16 protein-coding genes are annotated in these 22,274 nt (G+C 36.3%); 11 read left to right on the top strand and 5 right to left on the bottom strand.

Annotation, left to right across the window (positions count from 1 at the left end):
• The first annotated feature begins 51 nt into the window (after positions 1–51).
• The 3 genes from ABVM53_RS12860 (at position 52) to ABVM53_RS12850 (ending at position 3,892) form a co-directional block, all read left to right on the top strand.
• The gene (locus tag ABVM53_RS12860) at positions 52–1,455 is read left to right on the top strand and encodes an amidohydrolase family protein (protein WP_405326721.1); all 1,404 of its coding nucleotides are present in this window, start codon (positions 52–54) and stop codon (positions 1,453–1,455) included.
• Between the two features lie 52 nt (positions 1,456–1,507).
• Entirely contained in the window at positions 1,508–2,995 is a 1,488-nt protein-coding gene (locus ABVM53_RS12855) for a S10 family peptidase (protein WP_405326718.1), read from the top strand.
• Between the two features lie 75 nt (positions 2,996–3,070).
• Positions 3,071–3,892 (top strand): HAD family hydrolase, encoded by an 822-nt coding sequence (locus ABVM53_RS12850; RefSeq protein WP_405326716.1) that lies wholly within the window; start codon positions 3,071–3,073, stop codon positions 3,890–3,892.
• Here ABVM53_RS12850 and ABVM53_RS12845 read toward each other — a convergent pair.
• The gene (locus ABVM53_RS12845) at positions 3,878–4,300 is read right to left on the bottom strand and encodes a secondary thiamine-phosphate synthase enzyme YjbQ (RefSeq protein ID WP_405326713.1); all 423 of its coding nucleotides are present in this window, start codon (positions 4,298–4,300) and stop codon (positions 3,878–3,880) included. The genes ABVM53_RS12850 and ABVM53_RS12845 overlap by 15 nt on opposite strands.
• Positions 4,301–4,446: 146 nt before the next feature.
• On the opposite strand from ABVM53_RS12845, the gene ABVM53_RS12840 reads away from it, so the two are divergent.
• From ABVM53_RS12840 to ABVM53_RS12825, 4 genes are all read left to right on the top strand, one after another.
• Complete coding sequence (locus ABVM53_RS12840; RefSeq protein WP_405326710.1) at positions 4,447–5,463, top strand: pirin family protein; 1,017 nt, start codon at positions 4,447–4,449, stop codon at positions 5,461–5,463.
• A 102-nt stretch (positions 5,464–5,565) separates the two neighbouring features.
• Complete coding sequence (locus tag ABVM53_RS12835; RefSeq protein WP_405326707.1) at positions 5,566–9,315, top strand: gliding motility-associated C-terminal domain-containing protein; 3,750 nt, start codon at positions 5,566–5,568, stop codon at positions 9,313–9,315.
• A 13-nt stretch (positions 9,316–9,328) separates the two neighbouring features.
• Positions 9,329–10,273: a type IX secretion system membrane protein PorP/SprF gene (locus ABVM53_RS12830; RefSeq protein WP_371456276.1), complete on the top strand. Its 945-nt coding sequence runs from the start codon at positions 9,329–9,331 to the stop codon at positions 10,271–10,273.
• 11 nt (positions 10,274–10,284) lie between these two features.
• On the top strand, positions 10,285–12,162 hold the full coding sequence (locus ABVM53_RS12825) for an OmpA family protein (protein WP_405326704.1): 1,878 nt from the start codon (positions 10,285–10,287) through the stop codon (positions 12,160–12,162).
• Positions 12,163–12,223: 61 nt separating this feature from the next.
• On the opposite strand, the gene ABVM53_RS12820 is transcribed toward ABVM53_RS12825, so the two are convergent.
• From ABVM53_RS12820 to ABVM53_RS12810, 3 genes are all read right to left on the bottom strand, one after another.
• Complete coding sequence (locus ABVM53_RS12820; protein ID WP_405326702.1) at positions 12,224–13,687, bottom strand: magnesium chelatase; 1,464 nt, start codon at positions 13,685–13,687, stop codon at positions 12,224–12,226.
• A 22-nt stretch (positions 13,688–13,709) separates the two neighbouring features.
• Positions 13,710–14,831, bottom strand: coding sequence for a vWA domain-containing protein (locus ABVM53_RS12815; RefSeq protein WP_405326700.1), 1,122 nt, complete (start codon positions 14,829–14,831; stop codon positions 13,710–13,712).
• A 174-nt stretch (positions 14,832–15,005) separates the two neighbouring features.
• Positions 15,006–15,605: a fasciclin domain-containing protein gene (locus tag ABVM53_RS12810; protein WP_371456272.1), complete on the bottom strand. Its 600-nt coding sequence runs from the start codon at positions 15,603–15,605 to the stop codon at positions 15,006–15,008.
• Between the two features lie 182 nt (positions 15,606–15,787).
• On the opposite strand from ABVM53_RS12810, the gene ABVM53_RS12805 reads away from it, so the two are divergent.
• Positions 15,788–18,988, top strand: coding sequence for a WD40/YVTN/BNR-like repeat-containing protein (locus tag ABVM53_RS12805; protein ID WP_405326696.1), 3,201 nt, complete (start codon positions 15,788–15,790; stop codon positions 18,986–18,988).
• A 61-nt stretch (positions 18,989–19,049) separates the two neighbouring features.
• Here the strand turns inward: ABVM53_RS12805 and ABVM53_RS12800 are convergent, their stop codons facing one another.
• Entirely contained in the window at positions 19,050–20,027 is a 978-nt protein-coding gene (locus ABVM53_RS12800; RefSeq protein ID WP_405326693.1) for an App1 family protein, read from the bottom strand.
• 64 nt (positions 20,028–20,091) lie between these two features.
• On the opposite strand from ABVM53_RS12800, the gene ABVM53_RS12795 reads away from it, so the two are divergent.
• From ABVM53_RS12795 to ABVM53_RS12785, 3 genes are all read left to right on the top strand, one after another.
• Complete coding sequence (locus ABVM53_RS12795) at positions 20,092–20,967, top strand: diacylglycerol/lipid kinase family protein (RefSeq protein ID WP_405326690.1); 876 nt, start codon at positions 20,092–20,094, stop codon at positions 20,965–20,967.
• 101 nt (positions 20,968–21,068) lie between these two features.
• Positions 21,069–21,650: a superoxide dismutase family protein gene (locus ABVM53_RS12790; protein ID WP_405326687.1), complete on the top strand. Its 582-nt coding sequence runs from the start codon at positions 21,069–21,071 to the stop codon at positions 21,648–21,650.
• Between the two features lie 92 nt (positions 21,651–21,742).
• On the top strand, positions 21,743–22,273 hold the full coding sequence (locus ABVM53_RS12785) for an RNA polymerase sigma factor (protein ID WP_128757255.1): 531 nt from the start codon (positions 21,743–21,745) through the stop codon (positions 22,271–22,273).
• Position 22,274 lies beyond the last annotated feature (1 nt).

Raw genomic sequence — 22,274 nt, 5'->3', positions numbered from 1 at the left:
CGTGTTATTTTGAGAATCTCCGTATTTTAAATGCTTCAAAAATTCAATTCTATGTTTAGAATATTACTGCTATTTATTACTTCTTTAGTCTTATTATCCTGCACCGTAAAAGCTCCTGTATTTGATCTTGTTATTCATAATGTGAATATTATAAATTTAGAAAACGGAGAGATTCTAAATGAACAATCTGTTTTTATAAATGCAGATACTATTCATTCTATAGTACGTACAAAAGATTTACTAACTAGTGCTGCAAAAACACAGATTGACGGAACAGGAAAATACCTTATGCCGGGTTTGTGGGATAATCACGTTCACTTTAGAGGTGGTGACAGCCTTATTAAAGAAAACAAGAAATTCTTAAATCTATATCTCGCTAATGGAATTACTACCGTGCGTGACGCAGGTGGTGATTTAACATCTTCGGTAATGCAATGGCAAAAGGATATGAAAAATGGGACCTTAAACGGACCCACAATTTATACTTCGGGACCCAAGATAGATGGTCCCGGCGCAACCTGGGCAGGTTCTTTAGAAGTTTCAACTTCTGAAGACATAGAAAGAGCGCTCGACTCCCTTCAGTCTTTAGAAGTGGATTTCGTAAAAATTTATGACAGTAAGATTTCCGCAGAAAATTATCTTCAAACTATTAAAAAAGCAGAAAAACGCGGAATCATAACCAGCGGCCATATGCCCTACTCCGTAACTCTTGAAGAAACTACTGCAGCAGGAATTGATGCCATCGAGCACTTGTATTATATTTTGAAGGGTTGCTCCCTACAGGAAGCCGCAATAACTGAAGCGGTTAAAACCGGAAAAATGGGATTCTGGTCTTCTTTAGATCGTGTTATTAAAACGTATTCTGAAACTACAGCGGCAAAAACATTTAGTAGCTTAACAGAGCGTGATGTGTATGTTGTCCCTACACTACACATAGGTGAAACCCTGAGTTATTTAGATGAGCATGATCATACAGGAGATACATACCTCAACTATATAGGCCCGGGAATTAAAAAAACATATGAAGGTCGTATAAATAGTGCGCTCAACGCATCTCCAGAATTTGTAGCTATACGAAAAAAGCTAGACTCTACATTTATTTTTCTAACCGGCCAACTGCATAAAAATAAGGTTAGTATTCTTGCGGGTTCAGATTGTGGTGCGTATAACTCATACATCTATCCCGGTATCTCTTTACACAACGAACTCGAAGCTTTAGTAGGAGCTGGTTTAAGTCCGTTAGAAGCACTCAAAACTTCTTCACAAAATGGGGCTAAATTCTTAAAAAAGACCGTTCCAACAATACAGAGCGGTGCTCAAGCAGATTTAATACTTCTAAATGCAAATCCGTTGAAAGATATCAAAAGTACACAGGATATTTATGAAGTCATCAAAGCCGGAAGAGCATTCAATAGAAAAAAACTAGATAGCTTATTGGAAGCTTCAATTTATTAAATTTAAGAGCTAGAAATATTTAATTGCTTATTAGCATTAACAGACAAATTTTATGAGTTTAAAAATTACCACACTTCTTCTTCTCGTTACTTTTTCAACTTTTGCACAAAAAGTAAAAGTTCCTGTTGATACAACCAGTACATCCACTCATAGTGTTACTATAAAAGGTAAAACCATTCCGTATAAAGCTGAGTTAGGATTTCAACCAGTATGGGATGAATCTGGAAATCCCGTAGCTACTCTTAATTATACGTACTATTCACGTACAGATATTAAAGATGATCAAACGCGACCACTTGTAATAAGCTTTAATGGAGGTCCTGGATCTGCATCTGTATGGATGCATATCGCCTACACTGGACCTAGAATACTTAAAATAACTGATGAGGGCTTCCCGGTACAACCTTATGGTATAAAAGATAATCCCTACTCGATTTTAGATGTTGCAGATATCGTATTTATAAATCCGGTAAATACAGGTTACAGCAGAATGCTTCCTTATGAAAAAGGAGAAATGCCAGACCGTAAGGAGTTTTTTGGGGTAAACGCAGATATAAGCTATCTAGCCACTTGGGTAAATACCTTTGTTACCCGTCACAACCGCTGGAGATCTCCAAAATTTCTTATTGGGGAGAGTTACGGTACAACTCGTGTTTCTGGTTTGGCTATGGAACTACAACAAAGTAAATGGATGTATATCAACGGCGTAATACTTGTATCTCCTACAGAAATAGGCTTTGAATTTGAGGGACCGGTAGAAATCGCAAATCGATTGCCTTATTTTGCTGCAGCTGCCTGGTATCACAAAGCTTTACCGCCAGAACTTCAGAATAAAGATTTATTAGAAATGTTGCCTGAGGTTGAAGCCTATGCGGTAAATGAATTACTTCCTGTGTTAGCAAAAGGAGGATCTGCTACTGCTACTGAGCGAGCACAAGCAATTGAAAAAACTGCATATTATTCTGGACTTAGCCAGAAAACGGTTGCCCAGCATAATCTTGCGGTACCATTTAATTACTTCTGGAAAGATTTATTACGCGATAAAGAAGGGTTGACAATAGGACGTCTTGACTCTCGGTATAAGGGATTAGATATTGCTAATGCCGGATCCTCACCAGATTATAATAGCGAACTCACCTCTTGGTTGCATAGTTTCACACCTGCGATTAACTACTACATGACTCAAGAACTTAATTTTAAAACAGACCTTACCTATGATATGTTTGGCGACGTAAGACCTTGGGACCGTACTAATAATAATTCTGGCGCAGATTTACGCGAAGCGATGGCAATGAACTCAAATTTGCACCTCTTGGTTCAATCTGGTTACTATGATGGAGCTTGTACGTATTTTAATGCCAAGTATATTATCAATCAGATAAACATCAATGGTAAATTCACAGACCGTATGGATTTTAAAGGGTATCGCAGTGGTCATATGATGTATCTACGTAATGAGGATCTCAAAAATGCCAACGAAGACTTACGTGTATTTATAGAAAAAGCAAGTAAAAATATTGCTCAGGGCGCCAAATATTAATATTGACAACCATATTTAAGATTCTATTAATCTTAGTTATTCGCTAAGCTTCAATGTATAGATTAAATTTGCAGGATGGATTTATCTCAAGTAAAATTAGTGGTTTCTGATATGGATGGCACACTCCTAAATGATAAAGGAGTGGTTAGTGATTTATTTTTTGAACAGTTTGAACAGCTTAAAAAACATGATGTGAAATTTGTTGCCGCAAGCGGAAGACAATATTACAGTATGATTCACAAGCTCGAGCCTATTAAAGATGAGATTACAATTATTGCGGAGAATGGCGGGATGACGGTTATCTCAGAAGAAGTGACCGATACTTGCACAATAGATACAAACACTGTTCATGATTTGATACGAGATATGCGTAAAATAGAAGATGCGCATATTGTACTTTGTGGTAAAAAACAAGCTTATGTAGAGTCAAAGCATCAGGAGTTCTTAAATATATTTGATGAATATTACTTTAGATATAATCTGGTAGATGATCTTACTGAAATAGAAGATGATGATTTCTTCAAAATTGCCGTTTATAGTTTTGGAGGATCAGAAAAAACAACTTACCCAGCAGTAAAACATCTCGAAGATAGAATTAAAGCTAAAGTGTCTGGTGAAAACTGGTTAGACTTAAGCCATTTACATACAGATAAAGGACGCGCATTAAAAATCATTCAATCAAAATTGAATATCTCTAAAGAGGAAACTATGGTTTTTGGAGATTACAATAATGATATTGAAATGTTAGAGCTCGCTCATTTTAGTTATGCAATGCAAAATGCACATCCTAACATCATTAAAGCTGCTAATTATAGCACAAAAACCAATAATGAAAATGGTGTAGAATATATACTGGGAAAACTTATTGAAGCAAAAGAGCAGCTAGTTACCAAATAACGTAATAACCACACTTCGTGATCCACCATTATTTCTGTGCTCACACAAGTAAACACCTTGCCAAGTCCCTAGATTTAATTTGCCATTTGTTACCGGGATTGTGACAGAAGCTCCCATTAATGAAGCCTTGATGTGTGCAGGCATGTCGTCTGGACCTTCAAATGTATGTTTATAATAGGGTGCATCTTCAGGCACCATTTTATTTATATGACTTTCAAAATCTTCACGTACTGTAGGATCGGCATTTTCATTTATCGTAAGACTAGCAGAAGTGTGTTTAATAAATACCTGTAATTGCCCTACTTCAATCTTATTGATGTGCTCTAATTGATTTTCAATTTCTGAAGTAACTAAATGAAACCCTCTGGCTTTAGGTCTTAGTTTTATTTCTTTCTGAAAAAAATGCATATATGCTGACTTTAAAATTTAGTTGAATAAAGTTACAGTTTTTAGATAGTCTCTAAAATTTCTAGCTGTGAATAAGTGCTTAATAATGGTCTTTCAGGTTTTACTAAGGACTCCTATCTTAGTACTGAATCTTTAAACCATAAGAAATGTCAGCAATTCTGAAAATAACTCCGCTTCAAAACCAGTGGGATACACAAGATCCTTTTTTATTTTGTGCTTTTCATCATGATTTATATCCCGAAGGGAATGGACATTCTGGACCTAAAGATTCACTGGCGGGACGCAATATAGGTCAAGATTTTACACAACGCGATGGCTGGGCAATGTACCATGGCTCAAAAGTTCCGGGTTTTCCGGCACATCCACATGTAGGTTTTGAGACAGTAACTATTGCAGAAGAAGGATATGTGGATCATTCAGACTCCTTAGGTGCTGCAGGTAGATTTGGTAATGGAGATGTACAATGGATGACTGCTGGTAAGGGTGTTCAACATAGTGAAATGTTTCCGCTACTCAATACTGAAGCTAAAAATCCGCTGCTGTTATTTCAAATCTGGTTAAACTTACCTGCAAAGAGTAAAGGTGTGAACCCTTATTTTGGGATGATGTGGCACGAGAACATACCAGTGATTAACATAAAGGACACTAATAATAAGCAAACGACAATTAAATTAATTGCCGGCGAATATTTAGATACCCAATCATTAAATCCGGCACCAGATTCCTGGGCAGCAGATCCTGAGAATGCAATAAATATCTGGTTGATTACCTTAGAACCAGATGCAGAGTTTACACTTCCGAAAGCAAAACCTGGTGTGAATCGTTCGCTTTACTTTTATGAGGGAAAGAATCTTTTTTCCGAAGAATTTACAATCCCCAGTATGCATCAAATAAAGGCAGATGCAACTAAAGATCTAACATTAACAAATACTGACCAGTTTGCTCAGATTTTACTTTTAGAAGGTATGCCCATAAATGAACCCGTTGTACAACACGGTCCTTTTGTAGGTAATTCCAGAACAGATATTGAAAAAGCCTTTAGTAACTTTCAAGAGACTCAATTTGGTGGTTGGCCCTGGCCTTCAAAAGAATACACCCACGATGTAAATTTAAAGCGATTTGCTAAATATCCCGATGGAAAAATAGAAGAGTTGGAGTTTTAAATAGGATAATGTGAAAATTATCTTAATTTTAATTTACATTTAATCGTACTTAATTGCTATTAAACGGTTAATATTGTATTGTTAAAACTTATTCCAACTTTTATGGTTAAAAAAATTACGCTATTAAGAAAGAGCATTTTACTGTCTTTCCTATTTATTAGTTTAGGATTTTCTACAGCAGCCTATGCACAATGTGCCGGCCAAGATGCCAATTTGAGTACCTGTAATAAAGAGGTAAACCAATTTATTGACCTGTTTGCAGCTTTAGGTGGAAGTCCAGAACGCGGAGGTATCTGGATAGATGTTGATAATACAGGTGGATTAAATGCAACTACAGGTATTTTAAATACTTGGCAAATAAGTAGTGGTGGTACATTTAGTTACACCTACACAAATGCAACGTGCTCACAAAGTGCTACCGTTACCCTAGCATTAGCCGGTTTTCCAGGACAAAGCAATATGCTTGCGGTTGCCTGTGATGATAATACACGGGTTAATCTATTTCAATTTACCGGAGGTAGCCCTGCTGCTACCACTCCCGGAAACTGGATGCTTATTGACGTAAATAATGAGCGTGGCGATAATGTTGCTTCCATAAGTAATGCTCTTACAGGTCGCAATTTTAATGCTTTACAAGCGGGAACAGGTACATATACTTTTAGATATACAATTACTGATCAACCAGCTATAGATTGCCAGTCTGGTTCAGGATCAACTTCGTCGCTATCGAGTATGGTACGTCTGGAAGTATCCCCTGCACCAAACGCCGGAAATCTTGATATTACGACAAAAACAATTTTCTGTGAAACAGACGATTTTAGCAGCCTGCGTAATTTTGATTTAAGAAATGCGATTGTAAATGAAGATGAAGGCGGTACGTGGACTGAATCTAGAACAAATGAAATTAGCAATGCTAATGACAGTTTTATAGATATTCAAAACATTAGAGATACCTACGGAGTGGGAATTTATTCTTTTACATATACAGTAGAGCCTATTAATCAAATATGTAATGAAAGTGAGATAACAGTAGATATAGTTATTGAGCAAGTTGCAGATTTTAGAAACGCAACCTTAGAATTTTCATTTCCAGAAGCCCTTGATGATGTAATTTGTGAAGATACGCTTCCCATAAATCCTGTAGTTACCATCACAGGGGATATTGCAGACATTCCAAATGGTGATTATGTAATGACCTACAGCGTAGGCACTGCTCCTAATACTGGAACAGAAATAATCACAGTGACTATGACTGATGGTGTAGGTACATTTAATGCCAATCCTTCTTTTTTCACGGGAGTAGGAATTGCAGAACTGGCCATTACATCTATACAGGATCCTAATACAGAAGGTACATGTATTGCTTACATAGGTGATTTAAGAGATACACTTACAATTATAGGTCTTCCTAATCTTTCAGATATTGCCTTAAGCGTTAATCAGCCATTATGTTTAGAGGAAGATGGTGTATTTAATTTAAGTGATGCAGGTACAACGCCAGAATTAGAACTTATCGATGGTTCTTATAGTTTTACCTATTCTATAAGTAGTGGTGGTGTAGCAACAACGTATACGCAAAATGCCGATGTAGTAAGCGGTGTGGCAGCTATAACTCTAGCGTCTAATGCACTTGCTACTGCCGATGATTATATTCTTACGCTACTCAACGTAACGAATGATACAGGCTGTAGTACAGATACTAATGTAGTAACAAACTTTACAGTTAGTCCTAAACCCAATGCGGAAACAATTGCAATAACTGTTACAGATGCTTGTGAAAATGATCTAGTTACGGTTACCATATCTGACTCTGCTGCAACACCTAATCTTATTGATGGAGATTATGATTTCAATTATGAGATAAGCGGAGCAATTAACGCAACTAATCAAGTTGCAACCCAGGTTACTATCACTAATGGAACAGGATCTTTCGATCTACCTGCTACACTTTTAGTAAACGGAGATTCAAGTTTGACCTTAGTGGGTATTGTGAATACGATGACTACTTGTGAAGCAGATAATCTGACGATGCCAACTTCAGATTTTACAATTACACCTATTCCTGATGCCTCTAATGCAGTACTTGCATTTGTAGATATATGTGAAGACAGTACAGGTTCATTACTTATAACTGCACCAGCTATAGAAATTCAAGATGGCACGTATACCGTTTTATATGACCTAAGTGGTGCCAATGCATCGAGTCAAAACCAATCTACAGTTACATTTACAGCTGGTGTTGGGACATTAGAAATACCTGCGGTACAATTAGAAAATGCCGGTACCAATACAATAACCATAACTAGCTTATCTACGAATGTCTTGAATTGTGAAGCAACAGGCTTACCACTTACTCAGGATTTTGAAATACTCCCTACTCCAGATCTTGAGTCCACAACGATAACGGCTACAGATATATGCTTAGGAGAAAATGGCCAAATACTTTTTTCTAATTCAAATCTTGCCGATGGTTCTTATGAAGTAGAATATGAATTAACAGGAGCCAATTTATATAGCAATCTTGAAACTGTTCAATTTGTTCAAGGAAACGCCACCCTTTCATTAGATTCATCTTTTTTAATGAATGATGGCAACACAACTTTTACTATTGAAGCCATTACAAACCCATTGTCTAGTTGTGCTAATACCACTTTATATACAACTTCATTTACTATAAATCCTATTCCTGAACTAGCAACTGAAAGTATAAACGCTTCAGATATATGTTTAGCAGAAAACGGACTAGTTAGTATTTCGAACGCCACAGGTCTTTCTGACGGAGATTATAGTATTACCTATGATCTATCTGGTTCAAATTCTTCAAGCAACCTTTCTGCATCGGTAACCGTTACTAATGGTTCTGGAGTTTTTGAAATACCAGCAACCGTATTAACCCAACTGGGGATTACTACTGTTACTATCACTGCAGTTACGAACTCAACAAGCTGTGCACCTGGTACATTAAACATCAGTAATGATTTTGAAATTTTTGATCTGCCTGATGCGACCGGTGTAACGTTAACAACAGATGATGTGTGTTTTGGAGAGGCTGTATCTATAGCTATCGATAACGCTTCTTCTCTCGCAGACGCAAGCTATATGGTTACCTATCAATTAAGTGGAGCAAATACTACGCAAACTAGTACAGCCGAACTAACATTTGTGTCGGGTTCTGCTAATCTTATACTAGATTCTGCATTACTTACAAATGCTGGTAATACAACTTTTGAAATCTTAGATATTCAAAATTTTACAACGTTATGTAGTGCTTCAAATTTATCTGTAGCGCCGGTTCAATTTAATTTAGAAGATCCCGAAATTCCAACAATTAGTGCTACAGGTTCTATTTTCTGTATAAATGATGATCCTACAATGGCAGACTTATTGGCAAATATAAATTCGTCTTTTGAAGTTCTTGTTTATGATGCACCTACAAATGGTAATTTAATTAGCTCAACTGCTTCTTTATCTGCAAATACAACTTATTATTTTGCCGCGCAGAATACAAGCACCGGTTGTGAAAGTTCGCAGCGCTTAGCAGTTACAGCAGATTTGACAGGATGTGATTCAGTCTTTATTCCTGAAGGCTTCTCTCCTAACGGTGATGGAATAAATGATTTATTTGAAATGAAAAACATTGATATCATTTATCCCAACTATACAATCGAAATATTTAACCGTAATGGAAGCGTAGTTTTTAAGGGTAATGCTTCAATAGGACCTTGGAACGGGCAGGCAAATCAAAATCGCCTAGGTGGAAACACCCTTCCTAACGGAACATATTTCTACATCATCAATTACAATAACGGCCAAAAAAGTTCTAAACAAGGCAAAATTTACCTAAACAGATAAAAGGATAATCTCAATGAAAAATTCAACTTCAAAATATAGTCTTTTTGCAGTGCTTGTCCTTTTATGCACAAGTATGTTTGCACAGCAAGACCCAGAATACACTCAATATATGTACAATATGAGTGTCATAAACCCAGCATACTCATCAGTAAATAAAGCTAAAATAGGTGGAATTTACAGAGCCCAATGGGTAGGAATAGATGGAGCACCTACAACAGCGAGCTTTTTTGCTCACTTACCTATGTCTGATAAAGTAGAGCTAGGTCTAAATATTGTGCACGATGAAATAGGAGATGTTGTACAAGAAACCAATTTAAATGCAGATTTTGCTTATAAGTTACCTATTCAGGAAAACGCTACCCTTGCGCTAGGTTTAAAAGCTGGGGCATCATTTTTCAGTACAGATTTTAGTAGATTACAACTAGGTAGTGGTGGTGCTGCAACAGATCCGTCATTTGACCAAAATATAAATGAAACCTATCCTACCATAGGTATAGGTGCCTATTATTTTTCTGAAACGTATTACGTAGGAATTTCTGCTCCTAACCTTGTAGCATCTTACCATCTGGAAGATGAGAACGGAATACAGCGATTAGGAAGTGAGAACACTCATTATTTTCTAACAGGAGGTTACGTTTTTGAACCTACTTCAGATTTTCAAATCAAACCCTCTTTTATGGCAAGATGGGTTAACGGTGCTCCGGTAAGTATAGATGTAAATGCTAATGTGCGTTTCTATCAACGATTTGAAGCTGGTATAGGTTACCGAATTGATGATGCTGTTACCGGCATGCTTAATTTTGAAGTTACACCCGGCGTTCGTGTGGGTTATGCCTATGATTACACTACATCTAACTTAGGTGAATATAACAACGGTAGCCACGAAGTAATGGTTTTGTTTGATTTTGATCTATTGAGCAAGTTACCATCATATTTAAAATCACCACGTTTCTTCTAATTTACGGTATAATGACTATGAGAACTTACACACTATTTTTTATACTGCTTACCGTATTTCAAGCAGGATTTTCACAAAGTAAATCACTAAAAGAAGCTAATAAGCTTTTTGCAAATCAAGCCTATGCTGAGGCAATAGCGGCTTATGAAGATGAAGAAACACTTGATTCTACAGCTTTATTAAATCTAGCAAATGCTTATTATTATACAGCCGATGCTGAAAATGCAACTGCAGCTTTTGCTAAGGCATGGTCTTCAAATCCGAACCAAAGTCTTTCAACATATTTTAAATATGCAGATGCTGCAAAACGCACAAATAATTATGATAAAGCGAATGAGCTGCTATCTATTTATACCGGCGAGACTATTTCAATTTTACAGGATGCTGAAGCCACAGGAAAAGATCTTCCGCAGTATTTTGTAGCACAGCCTCTTGATGTATCCTCTGCTTACGATGATTTTGGAGCAACTTATTTTGACAGACAAATTGTATTTGCATCTAATCGGAATACAGAACGCCCCAACTATGCGTGGGATGGTAAACCGTTTTTAGATTTGTATTATGCAACTGTATCTGGATCTACACTTACAGATGTAGGATTGTTTCCAGGATCTATAAATACAGATACTCACGAAAGTAATGCCGTATTTTCACCAGATGGAAAACGAATGTTTTTTACAAGAACTAGTCCGCAGCTTACCCGTATCGAAAAAAATAAAGTAGGTGTTCTGCAAATCTACAGCGCTACTTTGATAGGTACAAAATGGTCTGATGTAAAGTTATTAGAAATTAATAACTCAAAATATTCGGTAACACACCCGGCGATAAGTCCCGATGGAGAATTGTTGTATTTTTCAAGTGATATGCCTGGTGGATTTGGAGGTTTTGATATTTATAAAGCCCAGATTAATCCAGACGGAAGTATAACTAATGCTGAAAACCTGGGAGCACAAATTAATTCTGATAAACTAGAACAATTTCCATTTATCGCTCAAAATGGGGACCTTTATTTTGCAAGTAATAGAGTTGAAGGCTTAGGTGGATTAGATATATACCGAAGTGTTTTAGAAGATGGGAACTTTCAGAAAGCATTTAATTTAGGTGCCTCCTTAAATTCTAATGCCGATGATTTCTCCATTATTTTGAATGAGAAAGAAGGAAAAGGATTTGTTTCTTCTAACCGCACTGGAAAAGACAAATTATATGCGCTAACTATTTATCCAAATATCGATTATCTGGTATTAGGTAATGTGGACGATAAAAAAACTTCCAGACCTATAGAAGGTGCAGAAGTGACTATGTTTAATGCAGAAACCGGATCTGTTTTAAAAGCAGTATCTGCAAAAGACGGAAGTTTTAAATTTGAAGTAAGTCCTAATAGCTCCTACAATTTTAAAGCCAGTAAAGAGGGCTATGCTCCTGCTGAAAAAGATTTAAGTATCGAATACTCACCAAGTACTAAAACGGTTATACAGCTCGAGATGCTTGCATATAAAGATTCTGATAGCCTTATAGTTTACAACGAGCGAAATAACACGACTCAAGTTAATCTGGAGAAAATATATTTTGATTTTGATAAAGCTTCTATACGTAATGATGCGGCTCTTATACTCAATAAATTAGTTGCTGTTATGCGAAAATATCCTACAATGAAAATTGAAGTAGCAGCACATACAGATTCTAAAGGTTCAGACAGTTATAATCTCGAGTTGTCAGAGCGCCGGGCGCAAGCAACTAAAGCCTATCTAATCTCTCAGGGAATCTCAGAAAGTAGATTAACCGCTAAAGGATATGGAGAGACCGATTTAATAAATGATTGTAATTCTATAAACTGCTCAGATGCACAACAAGATGCTAACAGACGCAGTGAGTTTACGATTATCAATTAATAGTATAACCATAAAAAAACCCGCTCAATGAGCGGGTTTTTTATTTTAAAGGAAATTGAACTTATAGTCCGCTTATGTAGCTTCCATAAAGATCTTTAAAGCGCATTCCTTCAGACATGCGGTATTTACTAAGCTTTTTAAATTCAACCAGTGCCCAAAGAATAAATTCTTTCATAAAGTATTGATCTTTTTTGTCAAGATCAGGTTGATACGTATTTATTAATGTTTGCAATGGGGCAACCTCATCAAGCATTTTTTTGTAAGACGCATCATTTAAATCATCTAACAATTGAAAATCAGTTTGATCAAAGAACCATGCAATGATGGGATCATACGGATTATTTTGATCCTGCTTTTCTAATTTTTTAATCTCTGGGAAATAGGTTACAAATAAGGTTTTGATTGCGTCACCTAATAACATATTTGCTACGGAAGCTGCTCCCTCCTGCTCTCCTTCATAAACTAACTCTACCTTCCCGGTAATCGCAGGAATCATACCTGTAAAATCACCCAGACGCACTGTGGTAGTTTCATCTCCTGCCTGTAATGCTCTACGTTCTGCAGTACTCAAAAGATTTTCATATGCTGTGATACTCATACGAGCACTTACACCACTTTTCACATCGATATATTCACTCTCACGGGCTTCAAAACTTATTTGCTCTAAAAGATCTTTAGCTAGCGAAGGAACATAAATTTGTTCCTCACCACGTCCATCTTTACGAGCCTCTTGTTGCGTAATAGTACGGGCAATTTCTATAGTTTCTGGGTAATGAGTGAGTATTTGAGAACCTATTCTGTCCTTCAAAGGTGTTACAATGCTTCCTCTATTTGTATAATCTTCGGGATTTGCTGTAAATACAAACTGAAGATCTAAAGGTAATCGCAACTTAAATCCTCTAATTTGAATATCTCCTTCTTGTAAGATATTAAATAACGCCACCTGAATACGAGCCTGAAGATCTGGTAATTCGTTAATAACAAAAATACATCTGTTTGCACGAGGAATCATTCCAAAGTGAATCACCCGATCGTCTGCATAACTTAATTTTAAATTTGCCGCCTTTATAGGATCTACATCTCCTATTAAATCTGCAACAGTCACATCTGGAGTTGCAAGCTTTTCAGCAAAGCGATCATCGCGATGTAACCAATCAATTGGAGTGTCGTCTCCTTTTTCTTCGATTAGATTAATTGCATAACGTGATAAAGGTTTAAAAGGGTCATCATTTAATTCAGAACCTTCCACAACAGGCACCCATTCATCAAGTAACTGAACCATAAGACGGGCTAAACGTGTTTTTGCTTGCCCTCGCAGTCCCAGTAAGTTTATATTGTGTTTTGATAATATCGCACGCTCTAATTCTGGGATAACGGTATATTCATATCCATGTATTCCTTCAAACGAGTTTTTCCCGTCCTTGATATTCTTTAAAAGATTTTGACGAAGTTCATCTTTAATACCGCGGCTGGTGTAATTCTCTTTTTTTAATTCGCCTAATGTCTTGATTGCTGGTTTACTCATAGTCTTACTTTATTTTCTTTATCTAGCGTATTCTCTTTTTTCTATTAGTCTCATAATCTTCAAAAATCATTTCTCCTAGTCCTTTCAAACCCGTGTAAAATGCTTTTCCTTGATTAGCCTCTGTAAACTGTCTTACAAATTGCATCAGATAAGGATCCTGCGCAATCATAAAAGTAGTAATCGGAATTTTAAGCTTTCGTGCCTGACTCGCCTGACTATAACATTTGTTAACGATATACTCATCCAGCCCTACACTATTTTTATAATACCTGCCATCAGATTCTCTAATGCAACTGGGCTTCCCATCAGTAATCATAAAAATCTGCTTATTCGTATTTCTTTTACGTCTCAATATATCCATCGCTAACTGAAGTCCGGCTACCGTATTTGTATGATAAGGACCTACTTGTAAATACGGCAAATCTTTAATTTTTATGGGCCAGGAGTCATTACCAAAAACGATAATATCAATTGTGTCTTTTGGGTACCGGGTAGTTATTAATTCGGCAAGAGCCATGGCAACTTTTTTTGCTGGCGTAATGCGATCTTCACCATACAAAATCATACTGTGACTTATATCAATCATAAGTACGGTACTCATTTGTGCTTTGTGCTGCGTTTCTTCAACAATCAAATCGCGTTCAGTAAGATCAAAATTGCCCATTCCGTTATTTATCTGAGCGTTTTTTAAACTTTCGGTCATTGATACGCGATCGAGTCCATCCCCAAAACGATATTCGCGGATTTCTCCAGTATGTTCATCTCCGCTACCCACACGATTGGTTTTATGATTACCTAAACCTCCACGCTTTAGATTACCAAAAATTTGATCAAGAGCACGTTGTCTAATAGCTTGCTCAGTTTTAGCAGTAATAGAAATTGATCCGTTACCGTCTGGCTCAATTTCTTCTTTAAGATATCCTCGTTCCTTTAACTCTTCAACAAAATCGTCTAAGGTATAATCGGGATTAGTAAGTTTATATTCTTTATCGAGTTCTTTAAGCCAATCCATTGCTTCGTCAAAATCTCCAGAAGTATGTGTAATCAATTCTTTGAAAATTTCAAATAACTGATCAAACAATGATTGCTCGGGAGCTTCGTATGTTTTAAATACAAAACCCTTGCGTAAATTTTCCTTTTTCATAGTACTTAAAATTACGGATTTTTAGACTTTTCACCTTAGAAAGTAATGAAAAGCTAGGCGTAAAAATTTACCTTGATATGCTATAGTATTAGACGTCTTTGATAGGATAGGATTACATATAAAACAAAAAACCCTTCATTGCTGAAGGGTTTTAAATAGTGACTAATTAAAGTCTTACATTTTTGGCATAACTACTGCATCAATACCGTGAATCACCCCATTAGAAGCGTCAACGTCTGCCATAGTTACTTTTGCTTTACTTCCGCTAGCGTCAGTTACAATAACATTCTCACCATCTAAAGTAGCAGTTAACTCACCACCTTGTACAGTTTTAATTACAAAACTTCCGTTGTTTTCTTTAATAGCTTTAACTATATCTGCAGCCATATACTCTCCAGAAACTACGTGATATTTTAATAGACCAGCAAGTTTCTCTTTGCTTTCAGGTTTAGTCAAACCTTCTAAAGTACCTTCAGGTAATTTATTAAATGCATCGTTAGTAGGTGCAAATACTGTGTATGGTCCAGAACCATTTAAAGTTTCTCCTAATTCTGCAGATTGAATTGCAGATACAAGAGTTGTAAAGTTTTCGTTATCCATTGCGATAGTAGCGATAGTCTGCTGCTCTGGCATTGTTTCTTCAGTTTGTGCTTCTGCCTCCATAGCCATTTGCTCTTCGGTCATAGTTTCATCAGCCTCTTTGTTTTCATTGTCTTTGCAAGATGTAAATGCTAAAGTAGCAAGTACTGCCATACTTAAAAATATCTTTTTCATAAGTGTTGATTTTAAATTTTAGTTGTCCAAAAGTATATCGAAATTCTTTCTCTTTTACATTTTAGTATTTAAGCTTCTGTTAATTGTATTTTATTTATGTTAATGCAAAATCAAAATGCCATTCTGAATCTTAATTTTTTAATTTTCTTAACTTTAGAAACTAAATCCAGTTAATTTTAATTATGAAAATAAGATTACTTCTTTCTTTTTTAGCAGTATCGCTAAGCATGTTTGGTCAACAGGTTAATCTCGACCTTTTAAAAAATATTAAACCCCGAAGTGTAGGTCCTGCTGGTATGAGTGGTCGAATTACCGCAATTGACGCCGTTACAAATAATCCCGATATTATATATGCGGGTTCTGCAAGCGGTGGTATTTGGAAATCAACTTCTGGGGGTGTAACCTGGAAGCCTATTTTTGAAAATGAAGCTACGGCTTCTATCGGAGCAGTGGCAATACAACAATCAAATCCAGCTGTAGTTTGGGCAGGTACCGGTGAAGGAAACCCGCGTAACAGTCTTAATGGTGGATTCGGAATTTATAAAACGCTTGACGGTGGCAAAACCTGGAAATGTATGGGATTAGAAAACACGCGCCATATTTATAGGGTGCGTATTAATCCTTCAAATCCAGATATTGTTTATGCCGCTGCTATAGGCTCTCCTTGGGGAGAACATGAAGAACGTGGTGTGTATCGCACAATCGATGGCGGTAAAAACTGGGAAAAAATTCTCTATGTGGATCAAAAAACCGGCGCAGGCGAATTAATTATGGATCCTACTAATCCCAATAAACTTATTGCTGCAATGTGGCAGCATAAGAGAGATCCTTGGTTCTTCAACAGTGGTGGCCCAGGATCTGGATTATACATTACTTATGACGGTGGAGATACCTGGAAAGAAATCACATCACAAAATGGTTTACCAGAGGGAGATTTAGGACGTATGGGTCTTGCTATTGCTCCAAATAAACCAAATATAGTCTATGCTTACATAGAATCTAAGAAAAACGCATTGTACAGATCTAACGATGGCGGTGAAAACTGGAAGAAGGTAAATGATAATATGGACGAAATAGGAAATCGTCCTTTCTATTATGCTGAAATTTATGTTGCTCCTAACAATGAAAATCGTGTCTATACCGTATTTACATATATTAATGTATCTGAAGATGGTGGTGCAAGTTTTAAAGAACTAATGCCGGCTTATGGTGTTGAGAATGGGGTTCACCCAGATCATCACGCCTGGTACATACATCCTACAAATGCAGATTTTATGATAGATGGTAATGATGGAGGATTAAATATTACTCGTGATGGCGGAAAGTCTTGGCGCTTTGCGGAAAATATTCCGGTAGGTCAATTTTACCATATTGCTGTGGACAATGAATTTCCATACAATGTTTATGGAGGAATGCAAGACAACGGAAGCTGGAGAGGACCGGCTTACGTCTGGAAAGATCAAGGAATACGCAATGCCTACTGGCAGGAAATATCGTTTGGTGATGGTTTTGATGTAGTACCAGATCGCGATAATTCACAGTATGGATGGTCTATGAGTCAGCAAGGGTACGTAAGCAGATATGACCACATTACAGGAAATAACTATTCTGTGCGTCCTACACATCCAGACCCTGAAGTAGAACTAAGATTTAACTGGAATGCTGCTATTAATAGTGATCCTTTTGATAACAGCACATTGTATTTTGGGAGTCAGTTTGTGCATAAATCAACAGATAAAGGTCTTACTTGGGAAGTTATATCTCCAGATCTAACCACCAATAATCCTGAAAAGCAAAAGCAAAGCGAGAGCGGAGGTCTTACAATGGATGCTACCGGTGCAGAAAATCATACGACAATACTTGTCATTGAGCCTTCACCAGTAGAAAAGGATATGCTATGGACGGGTTCTGATGATGGTAAAGTATTTTATACGTTAAATGGTGGTACAAGCTGGACAGATGTATCAAAAAATATTAAAGGTCTTCCTGAAGGTAGCTGGATTGCTCAAATAAAAGCTTCTGCAACAAATAAAGGTGAAGCCTTGCTTGTAGCCAATAATTACCGCCGTTTTGACTACAGACCCTATGCATACCGTACTACAGATTATGGTAAAACCTGGAAAAGCTTGGTTAAAGCGGAAGATGTAGGCAGTTACACACTTTCTATTTTAGAAGATAAAATTCAGCCTAAGCTTATGTTCTTAGGTACAGACGATGGACTCTATATAAGTTTTAATGCAGGTGCAAACTGGCAAAAATGGACCAATGGTTTTCCAACCGTTCCTGTTAAAGATATGGTAATTCAAGAGCGTGAAGATGATCTTGCGATTGCAACATTTGGGAGATCTATCTGGGTGCTAGATGATCTTAAACCTTTAAGAGCATTGGCAAATGATTCCCAATTAGTCACAAAAATGAATTCTTCAGAATCACCGATACTCGAAGTATTCCCCACTCCCCTGGCCTATCAAAATGCTTCTCAACAACCTACCGGAAGTAGATTTGGAGCAGATGCTACGTTCAACGGACAAAATCGACCAGGCGGTGCTCACATAAAATATCTATTTATCCCTAATAAAGATGTCAAGAAAGACGCAGTAAAAGACGAGTCTTTGGAAAATACTATTCAATGGGATAGCATCACCTTAAATATCTATGACGAATCACGATTGATACGCACTTTAAAAACTAAATCCCCAGATAGCGCGGGTACGTATACGATGAGATGGAATATGGATGAAAAAGGCAGCGACAGACCCTCCCGCACGTTACGTAAACGTTCTTCAGAAGCTGGTGGTGTTTCTGTAAAACCAGGAAGCTATAAAATCGTTATGAATTATGGCGATCTAGAAGATGAACAATCTATTACCGTTAAAAGCGATCCTAGATTAACTATTTCACCAGAAGCAATCACAGAAGTTTATACCGCTCAGAAAAATTTAGAACAGATGATTCAAATTTCTGCTGATGCTGTAAAACAATTGGTCGAAAGTAAAAACATTGCTGAAGGGTATATAACTGATCTTAAAAAATTAGATAAGAAAAGATATAAAGCACAAATAGATAGTTCGACTGCAATTGTAAAAACAATCGACAGCAAAATTGCTTTATTTTTAGGAAATGAAGATGACAGACAGGGAATTACACGCAATAAGGAGATCACTGTGTTGAATCGCATATATGAAGCAAACAGCTATGTAAGAAGTAGACCTAATGGAATAACTAAAACGGAAACTATTCTTATAAAACAAGCCAAAGACGAACTTACAAATGCACTTCAAACCGTTAATTCATTTTTTAATGAAGAATGGATCTCCTATAAGAATGAGATGCAACAGTTAGAAATTGATCCTTTTAAAGAGGTTAAAACTTTTCAGCTTTAAAAACCTTTATAAAACATTAAAAAATCCCGATTGCTCGTTGCAATCGGGATTTTCTTTTTTATTAGTCTACTATAATACCTAGTTTTTTTGAATGAGAAATCGCTTCAGAACTATTTCTAAAGTAGCAAGTCGCAACTTGCATACGTTCGATATTTTTTAAAGTATCTGCTATTTTTCGTTTTGACGATCTCTTAGTTTGCCTTAAATAAACGGCCTTAATATTTAAAGGAAATATTTTACATATACGTTCATAGATATACGCGTCGTGTTGCGAGTCATCACCTAAAAGCACATACTGCTGTTTCGGGTAAAATGATATTATATCTTTTATCTTAACAAACTTGTGATCGTGATTACCTCCTCCCGTGGTAAGAAAATCTGATATTCCTGTTTTAATATCTTTTAATTTAATAACCGCCTTAGGTAACTCTTGCAGTTTTGTAAACTGTACGATAAAATCATATAGATTCCATTCACTACTGGATACGTAAAAAAACGAATTACTTTTTCCTTTTTCTTTATGACCACTATTACTTAATGCAGCATAATGCTTAGCTACATCATCAAATATTTTACGCTTGTTTACATTACGAGCAAGCATTACATATAACTTTTTAAAAATATTACCGCTATGCGAAATAAGAAAGGTATCATCTATATCTGATATAATGCTTAATTCACTTTTGTAAGGTTTCAGTAATTCTGCATTTTCAACAATACCATAATTTACTTCGTCTAGTTTACAGATAACCTGATACTCGTGCCAGCCACTTTCTAATTTTTCAGTAAAAGGAACCGTAAACCTAAAATAGCCATCATCCATAGTACGAGTTGTGACTTCCAGATTTTTAAATCTTAGTTGTACCTCGACATTTTTAAGGGGAGAGATTCTAAACATATGCAACACCGCAAATGCATGTTTAAAGCCTTTGCGATCTGCCTGGTATTTATCTGGAGCCCAGGATTTAAAAACGTGCCCAAATATTATTAGCTCATCGTCATTAACATAACCTCGGTATACTTGTAAATCTAGTTTCACTATTGGTAATTTATTAACGTTGTCTGGTTGTCAAAATACCTAATTTTAAATCGAAATTTACTTAATGAAAGCACAAAAGAGCATATTACTTGTAATCAATCCTATTGCGGGAGACACAGATAAAAAGCCCATTATCGAGGCTTTTAAAAATCACGTAAGTACGAATGGAAATACACCAATAGTTTATGAAACTACGGGTGAAAATGATAATGAAGCTATAGTAAACTATATAGACGATCACGATGTAAAGCGGGTGCTAATATCTGGCGGTGATGGCACAATACGACAGGTTGCAGATGGTTTGAAAGAGCGCTCGATAAACATTGGGTTATTACCATCTGGATCTGCAAACGGATTAGCTTCAAATTTTTTAATTTCTGAAAACTTAGAAGACCAGCTTGACATTGCATTGGGAGATACATTTATTGATCTGGATGTTCTTGACATTAATGGTTATACTAGTTTACATATTGCAGATTTAGGTGTAAATGCTAAGCTTATTGAAAACTATGAAAAGTCTGAAATACGTGGGAAACTGGGTTATTTTCTACAGGCTATACCTACCTTATTAAATTCTGATTATCCATTTGAAGTTGAGATTTTTGTTAATGGAAAAAGTCACAAAGAAGAAGGTGTACTCATTGCAATAGCAAATGCTAATAAATTTGGAACCGGTGCAAATATTAATCCGACAGGAAAAATGGACGATGGTCTATTTGAAGTACTTATTTTTAAAAATCTCAGTATTAAAGGTATTATTGAAACCTTTTACAATGATGCGCCACTGGATCCTGACTTTGTAACGGTAATAAGTAGTAAAGAAGCTACTATTAAATGTACTAAACCTATTGCATTTCAAATTGACGGCGAGTTTATAGGTGAGCAGTCGCTTGTTGAAGCAAAAATGACTCCCCATAAACTACGAATTGCTATTCCGTAGAACTATTTAAAATTATGCATTTTGTTAAGCTATCTATAATTCTTTGGTAAGCGATTTGCATTCCTTTAATTTAGCTACACTAAACAATCAAATATATTATTATGAAAAACTACGCAATACTTTTTTCTCTTGCTCTTACACTAGGTTTTACATCTTGTAAAAGCGATAAGAAAGATAATGAAGAGGAAGTAACAACTACTGAAACTACCGAAACAACTGAAGTACCGGTAGTAAAAAAAATAAACGTATCACTTGATTCTAAAAGTGGAAGTACTGCAAAAGGTACCGCCGTTTTTAAAGAAGAAGATGGTAAAGTTGCGATGACTGCTGTCTTTGAAGGATTGCAACCGGGAACTCATGCAATTCACATTCACGAAAACGCAGATTGTTCTGCAGAAGATGGTACTTCTGCCGGAGGACACTGGAATCCTACAAAAATGCCACACGGTAAATGGGGCGATAGCGAAGGATACCATAGAGGTGATATCGGTAATTTTGAAGCAGATGATAATGGTAACGGTACTATTACAATGACTACAGAAGAGTGGTGCATTAGCTGTGATGATAACACAAAAAACATTGCAGGAAAAGGCCTTATTGTACATCAGGGTGCTGATGATTTCACAAGTCAGCCTAGTGGTGATTCTGGAGCTCGTGTAAGCTGTGGTGGAATCATTGAATAATCTTACTAGAAAATAGATCAAATACTAAAAGCAGCCTTCTTGGCTGCTTTTTACGTTTTATTTAATACATTTAGCCATAACTAACTTATGCTATGCAGCCAGACGATTTAATACTGAGATTACAGCAAAAAGATGAAAAAGCTTTTGAACGTTTGTACACATTGTATTCTCAAAGCATTTTTGGAGTAATAAATAGTGTTCTGCACGACACCGAAGCTTCAGAAGAAGTTTTACAGGATGTTTTTATTAAAGTGTGGGACAATTGTGACTCGTACTCCTCAAAAAAAGGGAGATTTTTTACGTGGTTACTTAATATAGCGCGAAATGCCGCTATCGATAAAACCCGTTCTAAATCTTTTAAAAATCAAAAGAAAAACCTCACTCAAGAATATTTCGTAGATATTATTGAAAGCAAGAATAGCTTTTCAAACAAAATGGATGCTATAGGTATTAGCAAGTACATCAAAACTTTAGGGGAAGAATGTAAAAAAGTAATTAACCTGTTATTTTTTAAAGGTTATACGCAAAAAGAAGCTTCTGAAGAGTTGAGCATTCCGCTAGGTACTATTAAAACCCGTAACAGACTTTGTCTAAATAAATTAAGAGAAATACTAGTCGAGTAAG

This window comes from Leeuwenhoekiella sp. LLG6367-2.1, assembly GCF_045055775.1.
GTDB classification, from domain to species: Bacteria; Bacteroidota; Bacteroidia; order Flavobacteriales; family Flavobacteriaceae; genus Leeuwenhoekiella; species Leeuwenhoekiella aequorea.
Note: the sequence above shows the minus strand (reverse complement) of the source record. Positions and strands in the feature narration are given on the sequence as shown.

Bases quoted from the DNA above. Each gene is read 5' to 3' on its own strand.
- ABVM53_RS12860 (WP_405326721.1), top strand. From the start codon at position 52: ATGTTTAGAATATTACTGCTATTTATTACTTCTTTAGTCTTATTATCC.
- ABVM53_RS12855 (WP_405326718.1), top strand. From the start codon at position 1,508: ATGAGTTTAAAAATTACCACACTTCTTCTTCTCGTTACTTTTTCAACT.
- ABVM53_RS12850 (WP_405326716.1), top strand. From the start codon at position 3,071: ATGGATTTATCTCAAGTAAAATTAGTGGTTTCTGATATGGATGGCACA.
- ABVM53_RS12845 (WP_405326713.1), bottom strand. From the start codon at position 4,300: ATGCATTTTTTTCAGAAAGAAATAAAACTAAGACCTAAAGCCAGAGGG.
- ABVM53_RS12840 (WP_405326710.1), top strand. From the start codon at position 4,447: ATGTCAGCAATTCTGAAAATAACTCCGCTTCAAAACCAGTGGGATACA.
- ABVM53_RS12835 (WP_405326707.1), top strand. From the start codon at position 5,566: ATGGTTAAAAAAATTACGCTATTAAGAAAGAGCATTTTACTGTCTTTC.
- ABVM53_RS12830 (WP_371456276.1), top strand. From the start codon at position 9,329: ATGAAAAATTCAACTTCAAAATATAGTCTTTTTGCAGTGCTTGTCCTT.
- ABVM53_RS12825 (WP_405326704.1), top strand. From the start codon at position 10,285: ATGACTATGAGAACTTACACACTATTTTTTATACTGCTTACCGTATTT.
- ABVM53_RS12820 (WP_405326702.1), bottom strand. From the start codon at position 13,687: ATGAGTAAACCAGCAATCAAGACATTAGGCGAATTAAAAAAAGAGAAT.
- ABVM53_RS12815 (WP_405326700.1), bottom strand. From the start codon at position 14,831: ATGAAAAAGGAAAATTTACGCAAGGGTTTTGTATTTAAAACATACGAA.
- ABVM53_RS12810 (WP_371456272.1), bottom strand. From the start codon at position 15,605: ATGAAAAAGATATTTTTAAGTATGGCAGTACTTGCTACTTTAGCATTT.
- ABVM53_RS12805 (WP_405326696.1), top strand. From the start codon at position 15,788: ATGAAAATAAGATTACTTCTTTCTTTTTTAGCAGTATCGCTAAGCATG.
- ABVM53_RS12795 (WP_405326690.1), top strand. From the start codon at position 20,092: ATGAAAGCACAAAAGAGCATATTACTTGTAATCAATCCTATTGCGGGA.
- ABVM53_RS12790 (WP_405326687.1), top strand. From the start codon at position 21,069: ATGAAAAACTACGCAATACTTTTTTCTCTTGCTCTTACACTAGGTTTT.
- ABVM53_RS12785 (WP_128757255.1), top strand. From the start codon at position 21,743: ATGCAGCCAGACGATTTAATACTGAGATTACAGCAAAAAGATGAAAAA.